Origin of the sequence: Rummeliibacillus suwonensis (assembly GCF_007896435.1) — a bacterium.
GTDB classification, from domain to species: domain Bacteria; phylum Bacillota; class Bacilli; order Bacillales_A; family Planococcaceae; genus Rummeliibacillus; species Rummeliibacillus suwonensis.
Genome location: NZ_VCBL01000001.1, coordinates 964,595 through 984,945, shown reverse-complemented (window position 1 = coordinate 984,945; position 20,351 = coordinate 964,595). Strand labels below are relative to the sequence as shown.

General features: G+C 36.7%; 24 protein-coding genes. 3 read left to right on the top strand and 21 right to left on the bottom strand.

Annotation, left to right across the window (positions count from 1 at the left end; translation table 11 throughout):
• Positions 1–120 precede the first annotated feature (120 nt).
• Complete coding sequence (locus FEU33_RS04545; protein ID WP_146548234.1) at positions 121–255, top strand: YqzM family protein; 135 nt, start codon at positions 121–123, stop codon at positions 253–255.
• A 23-nt stretch (positions 256–278) separates the two neighbouring features.
• Here the strand turns inward: FEU33_RS04545 and FEU33_RS04540 are convergent, their stop codons facing one another.
• The 12 genes from FEU33_RS04540 to FEU33_RS04485 form a co-directional block, all read right to left on the bottom strand.
• On the bottom strand, positions 279–2,459 hold the full coding sequence (locus FEU33_RS04540) for a DNA internalization-related competence protein ComEC/Rec2 (RefSeq protein ID WP_146548233.1): 2,181 nt from the start codon (positions 2,457–2,459) through the stop codon (positions 279–281).
• A gap of 107 nt (positions 2,460–2,566) precedes the next feature.
• On the bottom strand, positions 2,567–3,157 hold the full coding sequence (locus tag FEU33_RS04535) for a ComE operon protein 2 (protein WP_146548232.1): 591 nt from the start codon (positions 3,155–3,157) through the stop codon (positions 2,567–2,569).
• 77 nt (positions 3,158–3,234) lie between these two features.
• Positions 3,235–3,939, bottom strand: a complete 705-nt coding sequence (locus FEU33_RS04530; protein WP_146548231.1) for a helix-hairpin-helix domain-containing protein — start codon at positions 3,937–3,939, stop codon at positions 3,235–3,237.
• A 70-nt stretch (positions 3,940–4,009) separates the two neighbouring features.
• Positions 4,010–4,747, bottom strand: coding sequence for a class I SAM-dependent DNA methyltransferase (locus FEU33_RS04525; RefSeq protein ID WP_146548230.1), 738 nt, complete (start codon positions 4,745–4,747; stop codon positions 4,010–4,012).
• Positions 4,744–5,097, bottom strand: a complete 354-nt coding sequence (gene rsfS / locus FEU33_RS04520; protein WP_146548229.1) for a ribosome silencing factor — start codon at positions 5,095–5,097, stop codon at positions 4,744–4,746. The genes FEU33_RS04525 and rsfS overlap by 4 nt, the downstream gene beginning before the upstream one ends.
• On the bottom strand, positions 5,094–5,675 hold the full coding sequence (gene yqeK / locus FEU33_RS04515) for a bis(5'-nucleosyl)-tetraphosphatase (symmetrical) YqeK (RefSeq protein ID WP_146548228.1): 582 nt from the start codon (positions 5,673–5,675) through the stop codon (positions 5,094–5,096). Before yqeK ends, rsfS begins: the two co-directional genes overlap by 4 nt.
• The gene (locus tag FEU33_RS04510; RefSeq protein ID WP_146548227.1) at positions 5,662–6,234 is read right to left on the bottom strand and encodes a nicotinate-nucleotide adenylyltransferase; all 573 of its coding nucleotides are present in this window, start codon (positions 6,232–6,234) and stop codon (positions 5,662–5,664) included. The genes yqeK and FEU33_RS04510 overlap by 14 nt, the downstream gene beginning before the upstream one ends.
• Before the next feature lie 12 nt (positions 6,235–6,246).
• The gene (gene yhbY, locus FEU33_RS04505; protein WP_146548226.1) at positions 6,247–6,552 is read right to left on the bottom strand and encodes a ribosome assembly RNA-binding protein YhbY; all 306 of its coding nucleotides are present in this window, start codon (positions 6,550–6,552) and stop codon (positions 6,247–6,249) included.
• A 4-nt stretch (positions 6,553–6,556) separates the two neighbouring features.
• Entirely contained in the window at positions 6,557–7,390 is an 834-nt protein-coding gene (gene aroE / locus FEU33_RS04500; RefSeq protein ID WP_146548225.1) for a shikimate dehydrogenase, read from the bottom strand.
• A 12-nt stretch (positions 7,391–7,402) separates the two neighbouring features.
• The gene (gene yqeH / locus FEU33_RS04495; protein WP_146548224.1) at positions 7,403–8,506 is read right to left on the bottom strand and encodes a ribosome biogenesis GTPase YqeH; all 1,104 of its coding nucleotides are present in this window, start codon (positions 8,504–8,506) and stop codon (positions 7,403–7,405) included.
• Positions 8,503–9,024, bottom strand: coding sequence for a YqeG family HAD IIIA-type phosphatase (locus FEU33_RS04490; RefSeq protein WP_146548223.1), 522 nt, complete (start codon positions 9,022–9,024; stop codon positions 8,503–8,505). Before FEU33_RS04490 ends, yqeH begins: the two co-directional genes overlap by 4 nt.
• Before the next feature lie 60 nt (positions 9,025–9,084).
• The gene (locus tag FEU33_RS04485) at positions 9,085–9,870 is read right to left on the bottom strand and encodes a phosphatidylserine decarboxylase (protein ID WP_146548222.1); all 786 of its coding nucleotides are present in this window, start codon (positions 9,868–9,870) and stop codon (positions 9,085–9,087) included.
• An 87-nt stretch (positions 9,871–9,957) separates the two neighbouring features.
• Here FEU33_RS04485 and pssA point away from each other — a divergent pair, with 87 nt between their 5' ends.
• Positions 9,958–10,497, top strand: a complete 540-nt coding sequence (gene pssA / locus FEU33_RS04480; RefSeq protein ID WP_146548221.1) for a CDP-diacylglycerol--serine O-phosphatidyltransferase — start codon at positions 9,958–9,960, stop codon at positions 10,495–10,497.
• 390 nt (positions 10,498–10,887) lie between these two features.
• On the top strand, positions 10,888–11,586 hold the full coding sequence (sigK, locus tag FEU33_RS04475; RefSeq protein WP_146549897.1) for an RNA polymerase sporulation sigma factor SigK: 699 nt from the start codon (positions 10,888–10,890) through the stop codon (positions 11,584–11,586).
• Between the two features lie 627 nt (positions 11,587–12,213).
• Here sigK and mtnN read toward each other — a convergent pair.
• The 9 genes from mtnN to mltG form a co-directional block, all read right to left on the bottom strand.
• Positions 12,214–12,906 carry a 5'-methylthioadenosine/S-adenosylhomocysteine nucleosidase gene (gene mtnN / locus FEU33_RS04470; RefSeq protein ID WP_146548220.1) on the bottom strand — a complete coding sequence of 231 codons (693 nt, stop codon included), beginning with the start codon at positions 12,904–12,906 and terminating at the stop codon, positions 12,214–12,216.
• 101 nt (positions 12,907–13,007) lie between these two features.
• Positions 13,008–13,811: a YrrS family protein gene (locus tag FEU33_RS04465; protein ID WP_146548219.1), complete on the bottom strand. Its 804-nt coding sequence runs from the start codon at positions 13,809–13,811 to the stop codon at positions 13,008–13,010.
• Between the two features lie 505 nt (positions 13,812–14,316).
• Entirely contained in the window at positions 14,317–14,457 is a 141-nt protein-coding gene (locus FEU33_RS18660; RefSeq protein ID WP_186731315.1) for a hypothetical protein, read from the bottom strand.
• Between the two features lie 132 nt (positions 14,458–14,589).
• A complete protein-coding gene (gene greA / locus FEU33_RS04460) occupies positions 14,590–15,066 on the bottom strand; it encodes a transcription elongation factor GreA (RefSeq protein ID WP_146548218.1) in 477 nt (158 codons plus the stop codon).
• A gap of 472 nt (positions 15,067–15,538) precedes the next feature.
• The gene (gene udk / locus FEU33_RS04455) at positions 15,539–16,177 is read right to left on the bottom strand and encodes a uridine kinase (RefSeq protein WP_146548217.1); all 639 of its coding nucleotides are present in this window, start codon (positions 16,175–16,177) and stop codon (positions 15,539–15,541) included.
• Positions 16,177–17,451, bottom strand: a complete 1,275-nt coding sequence (locus FEU33_RS04450) for a peptidase U32 family protein (protein ID WP_146548216.1) — start codon at positions 17,449–17,451, stop codon at positions 16,177–16,179. Before FEU33_RS04450 ends, udk begins: the two co-directional genes overlap by 1 nt.
• Before the next feature lie 15 nt (positions 17,452–17,466).
• The gene (locus tag FEU33_RS04445; protein ID WP_146548215.1) at positions 17,467–18,396 is read right to left on the bottom strand and encodes a peptidase U32 family protein; all 930 of its coding nucleotides are present in this window, start codon (positions 18,394–18,396) and stop codon (positions 17,467–17,469) included.
• Between the two features lie 6 nt (positions 18,397–18,402).
• The gene (locus FEU33_RS04440) at positions 18,403–19,035 is read right to left on the bottom strand and encodes an O-methyltransferase (RefSeq protein ID WP_146548214.1); all 633 of its coding nucleotides are present in this window, start codon (positions 19,033–19,035) and stop codon (positions 18,403–18,405) included.
• A gap of 137 nt (positions 19,036–19,172) precedes the next feature.
• A complete protein-coding gene (gene mltG, locus FEU33_RS04435; RefSeq protein ID WP_146548213.1) occupies positions 19,173–20,291 on the bottom strand; it encodes an endolytic transglycosylase MltG in 1,119 nt (372 codons plus the stop codon).
• Positions 20,292–20,351: the final 60 nt, after the last annotated feature.

Here is a 20,351-nt window from a genome sequence, read left to right as displayed (position 1 = left end):
TTCTTAACTGCGAGTATGTACAAATTGTGTCAAAGTACGCTGAATAACGTAATTTCTGCATTCAATATAGCTTTTTTGAATGCGTTACCGTATAATTAATACGAATCAGGAGGGATATAAATGAATCCATTTGAAAAAGATGTACAAAGTAAAAGAAATGACGCTATAGATTCAGGCGTAGGTTTTATAGTATCATTCGTATTCTTCGCATTTATGTTCATTATTGCAACTGTAATTGACTATGTAAATCTATAAGCGTCTAACTCAAAGAAGCTTTGTCACTTGGACAAAGCTTTTTTCATTTCTATTAGTTGGGATGTCGTCATAATCTCCCAATTTTTTTTTGATACTCGTACCTCGATTGATCCAACCTCAGCTGTATTCATAGTTGGTAAGCCAAGACGCTGAAATCGCTCCACCACTTCTTTACTAGGATGTTTGTATCGATTATTTAGCCCCGTTGAAAATATCGACAAAGCTGGTCTTGTGACTTTCAGGAATGGTTCCGCACTTGACGTCTTGCTCCCATGATGTCCTGCTTTTAATAGACTAACATGATCGATCAACCGGCTTTTATTTTTTATCAGCTGCAATTCCCCAGGTTCCTCAAGATCACCTGTTAAGAGCATTTTAAAGTGCCCATATCGCATCCATAACACAAGCGAATCATTATTCCCTTCATACTGGGTATCAGCTGGTGATAGATATTCGAAATGAATGTCACCCACTTGCCATCGATCTCCTGCTACTTTCTCTTTTAATGGTATTTTTTCCTTTTTAACAAGATCGATGACTTCATGCATGATCGATTTCTTCCATGAATTAGGGCTAACATGAATTTCGCTTACACGGATTTCTTCTATCACCTCTTCAGCACCCTCCACATGATCAGCATCGGCATGAGTCATAATTATAGTATCGACCTCCCTGATGCCACGTCCTTTTAAATAAGGCACAACGATTCGTCTCCCTATCTCATATTCTGTTTTCGATTGTTTCCAGCTCTCTTGATCAAAACGTAATAAACCACCTGTATCCACAACATATACTTTCTTCCGAAATGGTAGTTCAATAACAGCACTATCACCTTGCCCCACACTTAAAAATGTAATACGTATATCTGAATGTAAACTGGGGGCAATGTATATCATGATTGCTGGAATAAATATATGCAATGATGCCACTAAATATCTTCTTTTTTCAACATAAACAAATGCACATAAAACCCCAAGAAAGGCAATGCAGCACAAAAGTACGCTTGGTCTTCCAGTAACCCACATTTGATAGGGTATTGCCTGACATAACATGATTAACTTTGTGATCAGTTCTCTGAATGGTTCATATATGAAAAATAGCAATTGTGCAAGCGGTCGAAAAATGATGGTCAAAACAAATAGGATCAGATTCATCGGCAAAATGACAAATGAGAAAAGAGGAACAAATAGAATATTAGCCAAAAATGACGATAAACTCATTTCAAAAAAATGATAGATGAGAAGTGGATAGACGAGTAATTGACATACGGTCGTCATATAAAAGGACCGCATGATGAAACTCTGTGTCGATTGTAAGATAATGCTCGAAAAGACCAGTGCTATGGTTGCCAAATAGGATAACTGAAAACCTATTTGAAATATAATACTCGGCTGATACAATACTAAAGCGATAAAACTTAATGATAATGCGTCATCAATGGACAGTTTTGAAGAAAAAATTTTGCTCATCATTACCATTTCTACAACCAGCACAGAACGCCAAACAGAGGGAGCTCCACCAGCAATACAAGCATAAATAGGTAGTATGATCATTATAATGATTGTTGCATGCTCACGCCTGACACGAAGCCTTAACAGTATTTCAAAGACTAATAGAGAGACAAGTGCTACATGAAGCCCTGAAATCGCAAACAAATGCGTGATTCCTAGTTTTTGATAGGCTCTGTTTACATCTGGATCTACATTTTCTTGTTCGCCGATTATAAGTGCCTGTGCTTCTGCAATCAGGCTTTCTGGGAATGTTTCCTCAATCTGTTTTTTCACTCGAAATCGTTGATCAGCTAAAATAGTCGAAATTGTATTTTCCTTTTTTCTAAATACAGCTTGTTCAATTTCGTAGATTCCCTGTGCCTCATGGCTCTCGATATAATTTTCCATTGAAAAAGCGAATTGATGAGATTGTAAAGGTGGTGGAACCATTTTTCCCTTTACATGAAATGTGAGACCACATAAAGAAATTTTTTCATACTTCTTTTTTTCCTGTTCTGTTTGAAATGTTTGAACAGCATATATTTTTGTACCATTTTCTAAGTAGGCAAATCCTCGAAGCTTTGTACCATTGATTGTATAACTATCTGTCCAGGTTAAAACCGTTTCTTTTGGAATACTTTTTTCTCTGTGTTGTAGTATGTGTGAGGTATAAAAAAAGGAAGAAAAAGAGATGACCGCAAGAGCTGCAATCATCCAAAAATGTTCTTTTTTCCACCACAAAAATAGACTAAGGAGAATGAATAAAACTAGCAGCCATTTATTGAAATGTGCCGCAAGTGATGCTAGTAAAAGAATAAGCGCTACATAAATGATTTTGTGTCTAATGTTGATAGACCAAATAATCCTTCCACCTTCCGTTCATACGGCTCCAATTCTTCATGTGTTGCGCCATGCTCACGAAGTTTTGACAACAAATCAACATAAAGCGTTATTTTCTCATCACTTAAAAAGTCGATCTTTCGTTCATCGAATGGGACATGTACGACATTTACACCTGCTTGTTCTAAAAGTTCCAATGCATAAGGATTATTTTTATAGTCCTCTGCATAATATAAATCTTGAATACCTGCTTGAATAATTGATTTTGTACAAGGCAAGCAAGGGAAATGTGTGACATACAAGTCTGCGCCATTCGTAGGGGTACCATACTTTGCACACTGTAACAATGCATTGATTTCAGCATGAACTGTTCGAACACAGTGATTATCTACTACATAACAACCTTTATCGATACAGTGGTCATCACCTGAAATAGAACCATTGTATCCGCCTGCAATGATGCGTTTATCCCGAACGATCGTTGCGCCGACCGACAATCTCGTACAAGTACTTCTTAATGCTAGTAAATGGCTTTGTGCCATGAAAAATTGGTTCCATGTAATACGCTCCATATAAATGCCTCCTGAGTAATTCCTCTATCCATAGTTTAGAGATAGAAACTGGCTTTTTCAACAGTCATTATTTTACTTTAATTCACTGTGAGGGAATCTTTCAGAGCTTCAAATGTTTTTTCGCCGATTCCTGTGACATTTTTTAAGTCTTCCACTGTTTTAAAAGGTCCATTTTCTGTTCGATAAGTAATGATGGCCTGAGCTTTGGCAGGACCAACTCCATTTAATGTCGTTAGCCCAGCTTCATCGGCCGTATTTATATTGACCAAATCCGATTTTGCTTCCGGTGTCGTTCCTTGCGTAGAGGATACAGATGTCGTTTTTTCAACTGAGGCGATCGCATTTATTTCTTCGATCGCCTCCCCTTTTTTAGGAACATAAATAACCATTTCATCTTGTAGTTTTTGGGCATGATTGATCTGATGAGACTGAGCATTCTTGGCATACCCACCTGCAAGTGTGATGGCATCGATCACACGACTATCTGCATCTAATTGATAGACACCGGGATTTTTGACCGCCCCTTTAATGTCTACCATGATAGATGTCGTAGCGACAACACTTTTTTTCTGAGTATCTTGTTGAGCGTTTTCTACTTCCGACTCTGTTTTTTCTATATTCGGTTGTTCTTCATTTTGAATAGTTGAGAATAACTCGTCCTGTGGGGGTGCGGACGATTGCTTGGAGATATAAAATATAATGATGCACAGTAGCAGTGCAGCAATGGGGATGCCATACTTTTTACCGTTTTTCTTTAAAAAAGAAGGAATTAGCTCGCACATCCTTTCTAATCAGAAGACAAATCATATGGAGCTAATTCCAATATAAATGATTTTACAATATTTGAAAAGACTATTTTACTGCACGGAAAAAAATTCTTTCGGATTCTTCTGTCGGTGCTGTCTCCGTAAAATCAGCGGTAATGGTTATATTGTTAAAACCTGATTGCTGTAACATATCGATATATGTTTCGATAGGAAAAGTTCGTTGATAATGATATTCTTCAAAACGCTCATAGAAACGATTAGGCTGTTGCACATAAAAAACGATATCATGATGGACAGAATGGAGTTCTTCTCCAGGCTCTGTTACCCATAAATAGGTGATCTCACCATCATCATAAGTAAAGGGAGAATCCATGAAAATTTCGTCCATCTTAAATAATGAGTGTACATCAAAAAATAATTGACCACCCATTTTTAAAGATTGATAGATACGGCTGAAAGTTTCCTGTACAGCATCCCGTTCACATAAATAATTGAGCGAATCAATCGGTATTGTGATCACATCTAGATTTTCAAAACCTTCAAGTTGATCCATCGACATACAATATAAAGGTACATTCAAACCTTGTCCTAGTAAGCGTTCTGACGCCATCATAAGCATCTCTTCAGATAAATCAAGTCCACTTACTTCATATCCTAATGATGCGAATTTTGCAGCTAGCGTACCTGTACCACAGCCAATGTCCAAAAGTTTTTTGTACTGTGTGGATGGAGCATATTTTGCAATCCAACGACTATAATCGTCATAGGGTATGTCTGTCATCAATGCGTCATATACTTCTGCAAATCGACCGTAGCTGCTCATTTTGGATCCACTGCTATGAATTTCTCTGGTGCATCTCCCCATAGACGTTCTAGATTATAGTACTGACGTTCATCCTTATGGAAAACATGGCACACTACATCCCCTAAGTCTACAAGAATCCAACGAGCTGCATCAAAGCCTTCCATACGTTTTACCGGAAAGCCTGCTTTATGAGCTGCATCTGCAATTTCACGTGCAATGGCTTGTGTTTGGCGATCAGAATTACCATGGCAAATTAAAAAATAATCTGCTAGTAATGAGATTCCTTGCATATTCAATACAACAATGTCTTCTGCACGTTTGTCATCTGCAGCTTTAAAAGCAATATCTAGTAATGTACTATTTGTCATTCTTTCACTTGTCCTTTCTTTTGCAACAATAAGTCATTATAGCATTCAAATGAATCTGGAAATATAGGTTGATATTTATTGATCAAAAATGAAATGGAATGTGTGATACATTTAATCATTAAATCATGTAACGTTAATTCTTCAGATGCCTTCCGTAAATCGTCTACTCCTGGAAATTTACGATTAGGCTCAATCATATCTGCAATATATACAATTTTTTCTAAATTACTTTGGCCTATCCGACCCGTTGTGTGGAAACGAATGGCATTTAGTACATCTTCATCTGTCACATTAAATTCTGTTTTAGCAATATACGCACCTACAGGACCATGCCACAATTCATGATGATATTGAAGTAATGTGGGATCCATTTGTTGCTCAATAATGATTTGTTTCATCCAATTGCGATCAGCATATTTGCACGAATCATGTAAAATTGCTGCTACCTCTGCTTTTTTGGGATCCTCTCCAAATTGCTTTGCGAGTTTTATGGCTGTATCCGTCACGCCTATTGTATGGATATAACGTTTTTCCGGCATACGGTCTTTTATCGCTGCTAATAATTCATCGCGTTCCATATAAACCTTCCTCTCGTATATACTGTTCAACGGCTGCTGGTACTAGAAATGTTACAGTTCGACCTTCACGTAATCGATCGCGAATCATCGTTGAAGACAAATCTATTAGTGGTGCTTCTATAAGCTGGATGGGCAATTTTGTAGCACCTGCAGTACCCGGTCGAAGAACACCAACAAAATGAACTAACTTTGTCAGCTCTTTAATATGGTACCATTCATCTAACGTATCAATCATATCGCCACCAATAATAAAATAAAATTCTGTATCTGGCTCACGTTCTGTTAAACCCTTTAAAGTATCATATGAATAAGATACTCCTCCACGTTCAATTTCATACAATTCTATTTTAAAGTAGGGGATCGATTGAATAGCAAGTTCGGTCATATGTAGTCGCTCTTCTGCAGTAGCATCTTCGGGATCCGCTTTATGTGGTGGAATCGCATTAGGCATAAAACGTACCTCATCCAATCCAAGGACATCATAAGCCTCGTTCGCCATTAATAGATGCGCCATATGAGGTGGATTAAATGTACCGCCAAGAAGACCTACTTTTTTCATATCATCAAATCCTTACTTTACTTTTGGTAACTCGATTTTTCGATGCTCACGTTTGGACGCTTGTTTATATAAAACGACTGTTAGACCAATTAATTGTACAAGCTCGGAATTTGTCCCTTCAGCTAATTGTTCCGCCACTTCACGTTTATCGACTTCACAGTTGTCTAAAATGCGCACTTTCAATAATTCGCGTACTTCTAATGCTTGTTTAATTTGAACAAGCATCGCTTCGTTTACGCCACCTTTCCCTACTTGGAAAATGGGCTCTAAATGATGTGCTTCTGCACGTAAAAAACGTTTTTGTTTACCTGTTAACATGTAATTATTTTCCTCCTAAATGCTCAAGCAAAAGATGACGGACAACTTTTGCTTTTGGGTACGTATCTGTCCAATAACTATAAGCAAGTGCACCTTGATGGATAAACATGCCGAGTCCTGTTATGACAGTTGCTCCCTTTTTCTTTGCTTCTATTAAAAACGGTGTCATTAAAGGATTATACACAATATCTGCAACAATTGCAGTGCTTGATAGTCGATCCATTGCAATCGGCAATGCAAACGCACTGTGATTTAACCCTGCTGAAGTAGTTTGTACGAGAATTTCAAAACCGCTAAGTTGTTCAGCTGCTTCAGTCAACGAAATTGCTTTTGCCGTAATATCTAATTCGTCGCAAATCGCTTGCGCTTTGGAAACAGTGCGGTTAGCAATCGTAATATGTCTGTAACCTGTTGCAACAAGAGCAAAAGCAATACCCCGTGCTGCTCCTCCAGCTCCAATTATTAAGACCTGTTCATCACGATGACTGTCGCCTATTTCATCTTCTAGTGAACGGACAAAGCCTAAACCGTCTGTATTATATCCCTTATACGTCCCATTTGGTTGCCTTACGACAGTATTAACTGCCCCCATTTTACGAGCAGATTCATCCAGCTCATCTAAATATGGGATGATCTTTTCTTTATGTGGAATCGTAATATTCCAGCCACTACAACCTAATAGTTTTAATGATGCAACCGCTTGTTCTAGATTTTCTGGCTGTACATGAATCGGAATATAACTAGCATCTCTGCTTTCTTCTGCCATCCAGGCATTATGCATAAGTGGCGACATCGAATGCTCGATCGGATCTCCAATCACTGCGTACCATTTTCTCAAAACCTATCCCCCCTAAATTAGTGAAGGGCGAATTTGAATTTCTACGCCTTCTGGGGCATATGCTGCAACTACTACGTTTGGATTTTGAATGGTTATCCATCCAAGACCCGAGAAAACAATGTCTGTCTTTGCCTCTTTTATCGAAAATTCATGGCGGACTAATTTCGGTAGTTGATCAATATATTTTTCAGATGGTGGAGTCAGCAATTCACCTTTATGATTTCTGTATAATTCATCTGCATTTTCTAGCTTTGTACGGTGAATATTCAAATCATTTGCAATATACACTGTAAAAGCTGATCTTTTTCCTTGTATAAAATCAAAACGTGCTAAAGCACCGATGAATAATGTTTGTTCAGGGTTCAGCTGAAATACTTTCGGTTTGATCTCTTTTTTAGGCATAATATATTTCAATTCAGACGGATCTAAATAATGCGCCATTTGATGATGATTGATAATTCCAGGGGTATCATAAATAGCATGACCATCATCAAGAGGAATTTCAATCATATCAAGCGTTGTCCCTGGAAAATAGGAGGTTGTTATAATATCCCCAGCACCTGTAGCTTGTTTGATAATACGATTAATAAACGTAGATTTTCCTACATTTGTACACCCAACAACATAGACATCACGCCCTCTACGATATTCATCAATGGCTTCCATAGCTTGTTGCATACCATTTCCTTTATGGGCACTAACAAGTAGTACGTCGATTGGCTTAAGCCCTAAAGCCTTTGCTTCTCGTTTTAACCAATGAATGACTTTTTGTTTTTTCACTGATTTAGGAAGCAAGTCTGCCTTGTTTGCAATCAACAATACTTGATTATTGCCTACAAAACGATGTAGACCAGGCAACCAGCTGCCATTAAAGTCAAAAATATCTACAATTTTCACGATCAGGCCTTCATGCTTGCCCAAGCCATTTAAAATACGTAAAAAATCATCATCTGTTAAAGACACAGGTTGAAGTTCATTGTAGTTTTTCAGACGAAAGCAACGTTGGCAAATGATATCTTCTTTTTCTAAAGTTGAGACAGGAGCGTATCCTGGTGCATTTTTGTCCTCTGTCTGGATTTGTGTACCACAGCCGATACAATGTGGCATTTCGTTCATCGTTTTTCCTCCCAAATATGAATACCTTTTTTGTCTAAATATTTATAAACACGCCTTTCGATAAAACGATTAAAACGCGTTGCAAAGCCGTCAGATTGGGCTACAGGCTTCACTAAAATGGTGTGTAATCTACTAAGATTCGCTCCCATCATATCTGTGAACATCTGGTCACCCACCATCATGACTTCTTCTGGTTTCAACTTCAACAATGCAAGCGCTCGTTTAAATCCACTCATAAGCGGTTTACGTGCTCTGAATATATAAGGAATTCCCAATGGATCTGCAAATTTTTTGACGCGAGATTCTTTGTTGTTTGATAATACGACGATTTGAATGTCAGCATCATGCATTATTTTAAACCACTCAATGAGTTCATCTGTTGCATCTGCTCGATTCCATTCGATTAATGTATTATCAAGGTCTGTAATAATCCCTCTAATGCCCATTTGCTTTAGCTTTTTAGGTGTTATGTCAAATATTGAAAGAGCAAATTCCTTTGGCATGATCAATTTATACAAATTTCTTTCTCCTATTCTAATTAGTACTTCTTTTTTTCGCGCTACAACTAACTTTTAAAATTATAACATATGTGCGAACGCTTGACCCACCTTGATGTGCATACCTTGTATGACATTTTCCGAAAACTGGATACTGTTTTCATTAAATAACATAACGACCGTTGAACCAAATCCAAAAAAGCCGACTTCTTCTCCTTTATTCCACTTTTCTGAAGTATTTGTAATATGAATCGAATTGACAAACATCGCCCCCACTTTAATAAAGGCACAGCGCGATCCATTTTTAGTGATCAATTCTGTTATTTGCCGGTAATTTTTTGAAATCGGCTGATTACCATAAGTTAAGCCTAAACGATTGACTGGATAAGATTTTCTTCCCAATGTAAATTGTCTAATGACTTTAGCGTCGATCGGGCTATGGAATCGATGATAATCAGCAGGACTTAGATAAAACACGATATATTTTCCATTTATATAATGATTGACAATTTCATCTTTGCCAAGTAAATCTTTTAAATCATAGGTTTTCCCTTTCACATAAAATGCTGTGTTTTTTTCGATATTCCCAAATGATTCAATTTTTGCATCAACAGGACTGGTATACACACATGCCCCTTCCTCAATAAGGCGTGCATTTTCTCGTAAACGTCGGATAAAAAAATCATGGAGATTTCGAAAATCTTCCTTTTTTTCTGAAACTTCGTCAAGTTTAATATCGTATATATGAATGTATGAAGAAATCAATCTTTTACTAATTCGGGAAGTTGTAAAATGCTTTAGCAAAAAAGATGTCCATCTTCCGTTTGTCAATTCTACTATGGAGCGATACAGTTTTTCTCTTAACAATTTAATACCTCATTCTTAAATAGTTTTACAGTAGCAACAAAATAGCAGTATAATATCTAAATACTGAATATAAAGGAGTGCTGTCCATTGTTCCTTATTCATAAAGTGGATACCACAATTAAAAAAATGAAAGCTCATATTGCAAATTTGATTACAATTGGAAATATCTCATTTGGTGGAGCCTCCATAATGGCCACTATCAATGAATCATATAACTTCGCAGTCTTATTTATATTTATCGCGGCTTTTTTAGATCGCTATGATGGGAAAGTAGCCCGGAAATTTAATCAGGAATCTGAATTAGGAAAACAATTGGATTCCATGAGTGATATTATATCATTTGGCGTAGCTCCTGCGATATTAATGTATGAAATGACCATCATCAATTATGGTACGCTCGGTATGAGTCTAGCTGTATTATACATCGCTTGTGGGGCATTCCGACTTGCTCGTTTTAACATTACTGAATCGAATGGATACTTTTGTGGTTTACCCATTACTGCAGCAGGTGCAATCTTAACGGTATCATTTTTCTTCATACCTATACTTTCAACGGCTTTTTATCTATTTTTGTTCCCGCTATTATCTTATCTTATGGTTAGCACATTTTCACTGAAGAAAGTATAAAGTGAACCTTCACACATTGGAGATTTTACTGCCTGTTAATAATGGATCAATCGTTTCAGAATGTCAAAAAAGTATCGAAAGGATTTCTCTTCTCGGTACTTTTGTTATTTTTCAATAAAAGAATCAATTTCGAAGGTAATACCACGACTTTCAAAGATTCGTCATCTGGAACGAAAATCATCCATAATAATTCATCTCATCGTTCTTAAAATCAAATTTCCACTTTATTTGTTTGTCATAAGCTTTTTTAACTTTCCTTCAAACTTACACCCCATAAGCCATTCACCTCTTGCAAAAGTCATTCTATTCTTTTTACAATCATTTTTTTGTTGTAAAAAGACATTTCATGTCATATGGTGTACTATTAACAATTACGAAAGGATGACGACCATTAGCACCCTTTTAACAGCCATCCTACAGTTTTGGGTTGAACTCCCCATCTTACTTGGCTATTTAAAAGGGCAATCATTTCCTCAGCCCTTTACAAAGGAAGAAGAAGCAGAGTGTCTCGAACGCTTTTTGAATGGTGACGAATCAGCCAAACTGGAGTTGATTGAAAGAAATATGCGGCTCGTAGCACATGTAGTAAAAAAATTCCATCCAAAACATGAACAATTAGATGATTATATTTCAATCGGAACAATCGGTTTGATGAAGGCCGTCGCGAGTTTTACGCCACAGAGAAAAACAAGATTGGCCACTTATGCAGCTCGTTGTATTGAAAATGAAATTTTAATGCATCTGAGAAGTCAAAAAAAGGTACAAAAAGATGTTTCACTTTATGAAACAATTGGTTCTGACAAAGATGGAAACCCTCTTGAAATTGCAGATTTTCTTCAAAGTGATGATCCCACAACTGAACAACAAATTGAACGTCGAGAAGAAGAACAAAAGTTATATGAACACTTAGATTTATTGGATGAAAGAGAGCTATCTATTATCCAGCAGCGGTATGGTCTTGGACAGCAAGATGCCAAAACGCAAAAGGAAATTGCTCAGGAGATGAATATTTCGAGAAGTTATGTAAGCCGCATTGAAAAAAGAGCTTTGATCAAGCTATATCAACACTTTAAACGAAAAAACCTTTAAAAAAAAAGGAGGTTCGCAAAAAAATAATCAAAAAAGGAGTTCCCCATGCGGTCTTGGGGCAACTCCTTCTTAATTTTACATTCAATTGGGGGTATTTTGCTTGTTTTGAATCTTGCCAACATCAGCCTGTAGTAGATTAAGATTACATGCATCAATTCGATGAGCATTGTGAAAAAAGATTGTAAAATTAAATAATCTTTTTTTAATCATCCAAACTTGGAAAAGCGCTTTCAATTTGAGCTAAAAAAATCGTTAGCTCTATCCTATTTATTTCTTTTTAGTTCAAATTAATAATATGTTCCATGCACATACTTCTATGGATAAAAACTTTCCATGAGTAGTCGCAAAGTCAATATAAATCTGCTGGATCTTAGCTTAAAACTGTATTCAAAACCCCTGAAAACAATATAGAATCATTGTTCAATCAAGCAGATACTTCTGATACCATAATAAGACTTAGAATTGCAGTAATAGCCACAGCTCCTACCATAATGAATGTCATATTAAACCCTCCCAACATCCCTAGATTGTAGTAACTTATTACCTATATCTTAACACTTGAAAGGAGGGTTTATACGAATACTTTTTGAACATCCCCTGTCAAAAGGTTGACGAAATTGTGACAGCTTATAATTTAGAGATAACTTTTAATACGATTTGAGTTGAATGTTTTGCAGCAACTGGTAAAAACTCATCAAAACTGATATTGGATTCTTTTCCGGCAATATCTGATAATGCACGAATAACTACAAATGGAGTGCCAAACTGATAACAAACTTGTGCGATTGCCGCTGCTTCCATTTCAGCTGCTTTCATAGTGGGGAAATAACTCCGCACTTTTTCGACGCGAACTGGATCGTTCATAAATGAATCGCCTGTTGTGATTAATCCAACAGCAAATTGATGTTCCCCAATTTCTGTTACTGCTTCTTCAGCAAGTTTCATCAATTTCTCATCAGATTTAAATGATGCTGGCATTTGTGGTACTTGTCCCATTTCATATCCAAAGATCGTAGCATCTACATCATGATGACGAACTTCATCAGAAATAACAATTGCACCTATTTCTAATTTTTCATCAAAGCCGCCTGCAGAACCCGTGTTGATCACAACATCTGGTTGATATTCATCTAATAAAATAGTTGTAGACATAGCTGCATTTACTTTACCTATTCCACTTTTTAATACAATAACATCATGACTAGCATATGTACCTTTTGTATATTCACTATTGGCAATTATTTTTGTTGAAGTATTTTGAAGTGTATTTCTTAATAATTCCACTTCTTCTTCCATTGCTCCAATGACAGCAATTTTCATGTCATCAATCTTCCCTTCTCTATATGATCATACAACCTTCGTTTTTTAATCTAAAGCAAAAGACGGCTATCCGTCAAGATTTGGACAACCGTCTTAACATACTAATATGCACCTTTATACGTTTTTAGTACTTCCAACTTTGTTGGTTTCCAACCCTCATTCGCAATCCATTTCATCGAAACACGATAACTTTTCTTTTTATCTTTTGATGAAACAATTCCAACTGAGGTATCAGGGCTACCACCGTTTTTGACATACCAAATAATCATATCTTTTTTATCTAATCCTGTAGTATTCGCAATCGTCGTGATTTTTTCATTCCAATCAGCGGATCCTTCAGAATAACTTGAAACATGAGTGCTACCACTATCTTTTTGAGAAGTTTTAGTAGGCTGCCAACTAGAATCTGTGATTACTTTTGCTACATTTGGATCACTAGATGCTTCGGTAGAAGCTGTTTGACTATCTTCATAATTATAATCATCGTTTGTTGTAGTAGTATCATTCGAAGAAGTATCCGTTTCTGTAGTTGTATCATCCATATTTTCTTCTGTTGTATTGATCGAATTTTCATTAGTATCCGTTTGAGTTTGATCCTGTTCCTCAGCCTCTTGAGCATCTTCTGCTTGCTGAGCTTTCTCTTTTTCTATTTCTTTAGGATCTTTCTCCACTATATTTTCATCTTTTTCTTCTGGATCTTGTTGAGTTGTTTTTGCCACTTTTTTATTATTGGTATCTGGATCATCTGTACCTCCAATAACGATAAAAGCAGCAACGATCAGTATTAATACAACCACAACTCCTATTAACAGGTTTAATATTTTATCTAGCTTTTTCTTACCTGTATTTTTGGTGTTTTTTGTCTTTTTTTCTTTTGGGTTATATCGACGTCCAAGTTCAGCCATATGTATTCCCCCTATTTATCTCTTTATTAACGGCAGTAAACTCCCACTATAGACCCCAGTTAGCAAGAGGCTAGTCGGGAGAATCACTTGCCTGTAAATACCCGATTGTTTCAACTAATACCCAAGAGTATGAAGGAAAACCACTGTGTGAAGTTTCACTTATGGTGACGGGTTCAAGTCCTTAAAGGTTGCTTCAACAACTATGTATCAATTATGCCCAGCGTATTGCTTCCTGGGCCTTTGTCTTGATTCAAGAGCATTTCCACATGGAATCAAAAATAAAATCGTATTCATCTTGCCACCTATCAATGGTCTGCTTTTGTTGGATCAAGATAAATATATCATAGCATAAAATAGAGAACATCTTCTAGCGGTTATCAAAAACGCAACTAATGACATCTATATGAACCATAGTAAGGAAATATTCTAAACTCTCTAACTTCTAATGACAGAGCTATTCTAGTTACTTTATTGGGGCTCTTCTATAGTTGTTAACGCTTCATTTTCACATATAAAATGAAGCTTCCATCAGTGGGAGGTTTTCTTCATCCAATACTGAAATAGAGGAATGAAAGTGAAAAGCACCATATCCTGTGCCAACACCTGAGGGATCAACATTCTGCCCGCCTGAACCAATCAGACGCATACGAAAGTTGATCCCCCATTTATCTTTCTCATTTCTCTCTAAATCTTAAGATGGGGATCTTACTGCCTGTTAAAGCGAAATAAAGAAAAAACCCACCTTTATAAGAGGTGAGTTTTTTGAAAGAGTAACCGATTATTTGATTGCCACAATTTCAACATCCATATCTCCACCAGGAGTTGTGATTTTTACTTTATCGCCAACTTTATTGCCTATTAAACCTCTTGCAATTGGTGAATCGTTTGAAATACGTCCTTCAAATGGATCTGCTTCTGCAGAACCTACAATCGTATAAGTTTCTGGATCTTCATCAGGAAGTTCTTTGAATGTTACTGTACGACCGATTGTAACGATGTCTGAGGCACTTGTACCTTCTTCAATAATCACCGCATTACGGATCATTGTTTGAAGAAGTGAAATACGTCCTTCGACAAAACCTTGTTCGTCTTTTGCTGCATCATACTCAGAGTTTTCAGATAGGTCGCCAAAACCCCGAGCTATTTTAATACGTTCTACTACTTCTTTACGTTTTGTTGAGATTAAGTATTCTAATTCTTCCTCCAATTTTTGCTTTCCAGCAGCAGTCATTGGATATTGTTTTTCAGTTGACAATATAATTCACTCCTTAAGTTACATCTTAGCATGGCTCTGTTCATCAATGTAGTTGCTTATATGAAAATCGATAACGGATATGCCAAATGGCTCACTATATTTGTATCTCGCATTAACGTACAGCACTCTTCAAGATTTAAACGAATTTTCCATGAGTGATTGCGCCCAACCATCCTGAAATAGCTCTTTACATCGAAAAAGAAGAGGTTAAGCTGGAAATCAACTGCCTGTAAAGCACAGTTGGTTCAACTTATACACAGTGTTGGGATGAAGAAAACCTCCACTGTGGAAAGTTCCATTTGATCGTATAAGCATCATTCGTATCTTGTCTCGTCCAATTACGGTCGAGTCTCATGACTTTTTACAATAATGAACTGAACATCGCCGAACTTAATAAAAATACTATGTCGCAACTTCATAAAGAATGCGACATAGCTTCTAAAAAAATATTTGCTTATCAATTACCATGATATTACACAATACTATCAGTTTCAAGGATTGTTTTAATTTTTGTTACCATTAAATCAATTGCGACCTCATTTTGTCCGCCTTCAGGAATAATAATATCTGCATAGCGTTTGGTCGGTTCGATAAATTGGTTATGCATAGGACGAACAACTGAAAGATATTGTTCAATAACAGAATCCATTGAGCGTCCTCGTTCATTAATATCCCTTAAAATACGTCGAATAATACGCAAATCTGCATCTGTATCTACAAATAATTTAATATCCATTAAATCCCGCAGTTGTGGATCACCTAATACAAGGATGCCTTCCAAAATAATGACATCCTGTGGCTCAATATGAAGCGTTTCTTTTGAACGAGTATGGAGTGCATAGTCATATATAGGCTTTTCAATCGCTTGACGATTTAGCAAACGCTTTATATCTTCAATCAATAAATCTGTATCAAAGGCATCTGGATGATCGTAATTCGTTCCTAGTCGTTGTTCAAACTCTAAATGACTTTGATCTTTATAATAATAATCTTGTTCGATGACAACTACGGAATGCTCTTTAAAAACATCATGAATAGCATGAGTAACACTTGTTTTCCCCGAACCTGAACCTCCAGCAATGCCAATCAGAACTGGACGTTTATACCCCATTATCGCATCTCCTTGCGCATCATATTATGTGGATATAATTTATGGCCGCATTTGAAGCGAACTATTTGCAATGGATGTCGTGCGGCATCAAGTGATTCTCCGTCCTCATCCCAGACTTCATCGATGACTACTGTGAAGTTTTCGATTTCAGGGCCAAAAAATTCTACTTCATCACCTGGTTTAAAATAATTACGTTGCTGTAATGTTACCATCTTTGTTTCTTCGTCATATTCTAATACCATACCTACAAAGTCATATTTTGTTTGCTTTCCATGCTCGCCAAACATCTGTTGTTCATAGCCTGGTGCGCCTTCAAAGTAGGCAGATGCTGTTTCACGATTCGCGCATTTATCTAATTCCTCTAACCATTCCTGTTTAATCTTAAAATGATCGGGATCTGCGCAATAAGCATCGATCACTTTACGATATACACTAACAACTGTTGCAATATAGTGAATCGATTTCATACGTCCTTCGACTTTTAATGAATCAATGCCCAATTCAATAATTTTAGGGATCGATTCGATTAATTTTAAATCTTTAGGACTCATGGCAAAAGCCTCATTGCCTTCTTCAAATAATGGCTTTGATTCACCATCTTCTACAGCATATAAATCATAATCCCATCGGCAAGATTGACAGCAACCTCCACGGTTTGAATCACGTGCTGTCATATGGTTAGACAATACACAACGGCCTGAATAAGCGATACATAGTGCTCCATGGATAAAAGATTCGATCTCAATATCGACGTTTTCCTTCATTCGTTTGATTTCCTCTGCACTTGTTTCTCTTGCCAGAACTACTCGATGCAAGCCTTCTTCTTTCCAATACTGCACAGCTTTCCAGTTCGTTAGTGATTGTTGTGTACTTAAATGGATTTCAAGTTTTGGTGCGACTTGTTTACATGCTTCAATGATCAAGGGATCAGCTACAATAATTCCTGCTGCACCAGCATTTTCAAGCGCACGTAAATACGCTTCAAGTCCAGTCATATTTTCATTGTGAGCAAAAATATTAGTTGTTACATAAATTCTCGCCCCGTATTTTCGAGCAAATTTTACGCCTTCATGAATTTCTTCAATAGAGAAATTGCCTGCATTAGAACGCAACCCAAATTCTTGTCCACCAATAAAAACAGCATCTGCCCCATAGTGAACAGCAATTTTTAATTTTTCTAAGTTACCAGCTGGAGCTAATAGCTCTGGTTTCTTGACAATAACTCTTTTACCATCATGAATTTCACTAATATGGTCATTTTGTAATAATGTCACGATATCTCCTCCCTCCTAATAAACAGTCTCTTTAAAGAAGAAACCAGTATCAAGCGGGCGTAATTTGGGTTGAATTTCTTCAATTTTTGCTAATAATTCTTCTTTAATATCAAAATAAGCATCTGGGGACTCAGCGTAAGCATCAATCGCTTGACGATAACATTTCGTCACTGCTATCACATAATCTTCTGATTGCAAGACACCCTCAATTTTGAAAGCATCTATTTCTGCTTCCAATAATTCTTCTAATTCATCAATCATACATACATCATTTGGGCTGAAAATATGTGTGCCATTCAAATCTTCATAAATCGGGTATTTACTATTACGTTCCTTATCATGCAGATACATATTACGTGCGTGTTTGCGATTTTCCACTTCCATCGCTTTTCCTTCATACATAAAATAATGGCCTAGAAGTGGCCGCTTGGACTGGAACATACAGGTCATACCGTGTACTTGTACTTGAATCTCAACTTCAGCATTTTCCTTAATCTCTATAATCTCATCCATGCTTAATTCACGTGCCAATACAGCGCGCGTTGCCCCTCGCTTTCCCCAATAATTAGCTTGAAACCAGTTTGTCGCAATTGTTTCTGGATTCCAATGTAACGGAATAGGAATACCTGTTTCACGTTTTATCATCACAACAGCGGGATCACCAAAGACAATTGCATCCACACCGATTTCTGATAGTTTTTGCATATATGAAGCTAAACGATCCACACGATCATTGTGATAAATGGCATTCATAGCTACATAAACTTTTTTGCCAGAATGATGGATGAATTTTGTTGCTTCTGTTATCTGTTCAATGTTAAACTCCCCTGCTAAACGCAAACCAAATTGCTGTTCACCTATTAAAAAAGCATCTGCCCCTGCCTGGATAAGTGCTCTAATATGTTCGACAGATTTTGGTGTCACGAGTAATTCAGGCTTTTTCATAAGTGGTCACCTCTTTACACAAATCAATAAACCATCACCAACAGGAAAGAATGTAGAGTAATATGCAGGATTTGCAATGATCCACTCTGCAAATTGGTGTAGTTTTTTAATCATTGTTCTTTTTCGCTTTGGTACATCTTTTATATCTAAATCTGAAAGACCGTGCATGTACATATTATCGATATATAATATACCGCCTTTTTTCACAAGTGGGCTATATTTTTCAAAAAACTTTTTGTATTGTCCTTTTGCGGCATCAATAAAAACCGCATCAAAAGATGGATAAGTGCTTTCGACATCCATTTCTAACGCGTCTCCTTCAAGTAACGTAATACGATCTTTCACATTGGACTTTGATAGGAAATGCTTGGCTTGTTCAATCCGTTCTTCATCACGTTCGATGGTGACGATTTTCACGTCCGGTACCGTTTCAGCCATTCGAATGGCCGAATAACCAATAGCACTGCCAATTTCCAAAATGGTTGTAGGATTTTGTATACGGAGCAGTTGAAGTAAGATTTCAATCGCCGGTAATTGCATGATGGGAACATAATTTTCCTCAGCAAATCGTTCCATTTCCATTAATAATGCATCTCGTGGTTGAATGAAGGATTTTGTATATGCATCCGAAATAGCCATTCAACACTCACTCCTTCATTTCATATCCAGCACTTGTGATCAACCGAATACAAGTGCTTTTTTATCAAGATAAAAATACACTTTATCTTATCACGAAAATAGAAGAAAAGCGAGAATCGCCTTTCTTCCATCTTAGGTTATTTAACATGCTGTTCAACTTTATCTAAATGTTCGTTATACGTTTTAGAGAAATGATTATTTCCTTTTTCATCAGCCACAAAGTATAAATAATCTGTTTCAGCTGGATTTATCGTTGCTTCTAGAGATTCTTTACCTGCATTTGAAATTGGACCAGGTGGTAATCCTGTATTTTCATAGGTGTTATACGGATTATCGACCTTTAAATCTTTGTATAATACACGAGATTTATGTTTTCCTAAAGCATATAGAACGGTTGGGTCTGTTTGTAGCGGCATTTTCTTATCAAGGCGATTATAAAATACACTCGCAATTGTTTCACGATCCGCCTTTGCTGTCGCTTCCCGCTCTAGTAGAGATGCAAAAGTTAAAAATTTATGCACTGACATATGCTTTTCTTTTAACTGTGCAGAGTAAGTTCCTACCACCTCGTCGGTCATAGCAACCATTTGTTCAGCTATCTCTTCCAGTTTTGGTTTTTCTTCAAAAAATGGATAAGTTGAAGGATACAGATATCCTTCGAGCGCATAACGGATATTCTTATTATCTACTGCTTTAGTCACTGTCATTGGATATTTTTTCTTCATATCATTGATAAACTTTTTACTTGTTACTAAATTCATAAATTCTTTTTCCGAATAGCTTGTATTTTTGGCTACACGCTCAGCTATTTGATCGAGAGTGAATCCTTCAGGTATGGTAATTGTAAATTCAGGTTGACGATATACTTTCCCTGTCTTCAAGCTTTTGATAATCTCATCAATTGTCATTGCTTGGGTTAACTTATATGTACCTGCTTGAAAGGCTGATTCGTTTTTAAATTTAGCATAGTATTTAAATACCTTTGCGTTTTTGATAATTCCCTTATCTTCTAAAGTTTGTGAAATCGAGTCAAGTGATGAACCAATCGGGAATTCCACTTTTATCGATTTTTTTGCATTTTCATTTACAGGCTTTAATGCGCCAGAAATATAAAAGTACATACTTATTCCAACAATAAGTACGAGCGCAGCTATGATCGCTGATATGATTAAAACGATTTTTCGAACAAGCCGTTTCTCTGCTTGTCGTTCCTTTAATAGATTGATCTGATCTTGTTTTGACGAGTTCGTACCCACTTGCTTGTCCTCCTTTGAGAAGAGTATGCCTCGCTTATTTTTATCTAGCTTTAGCTCTAA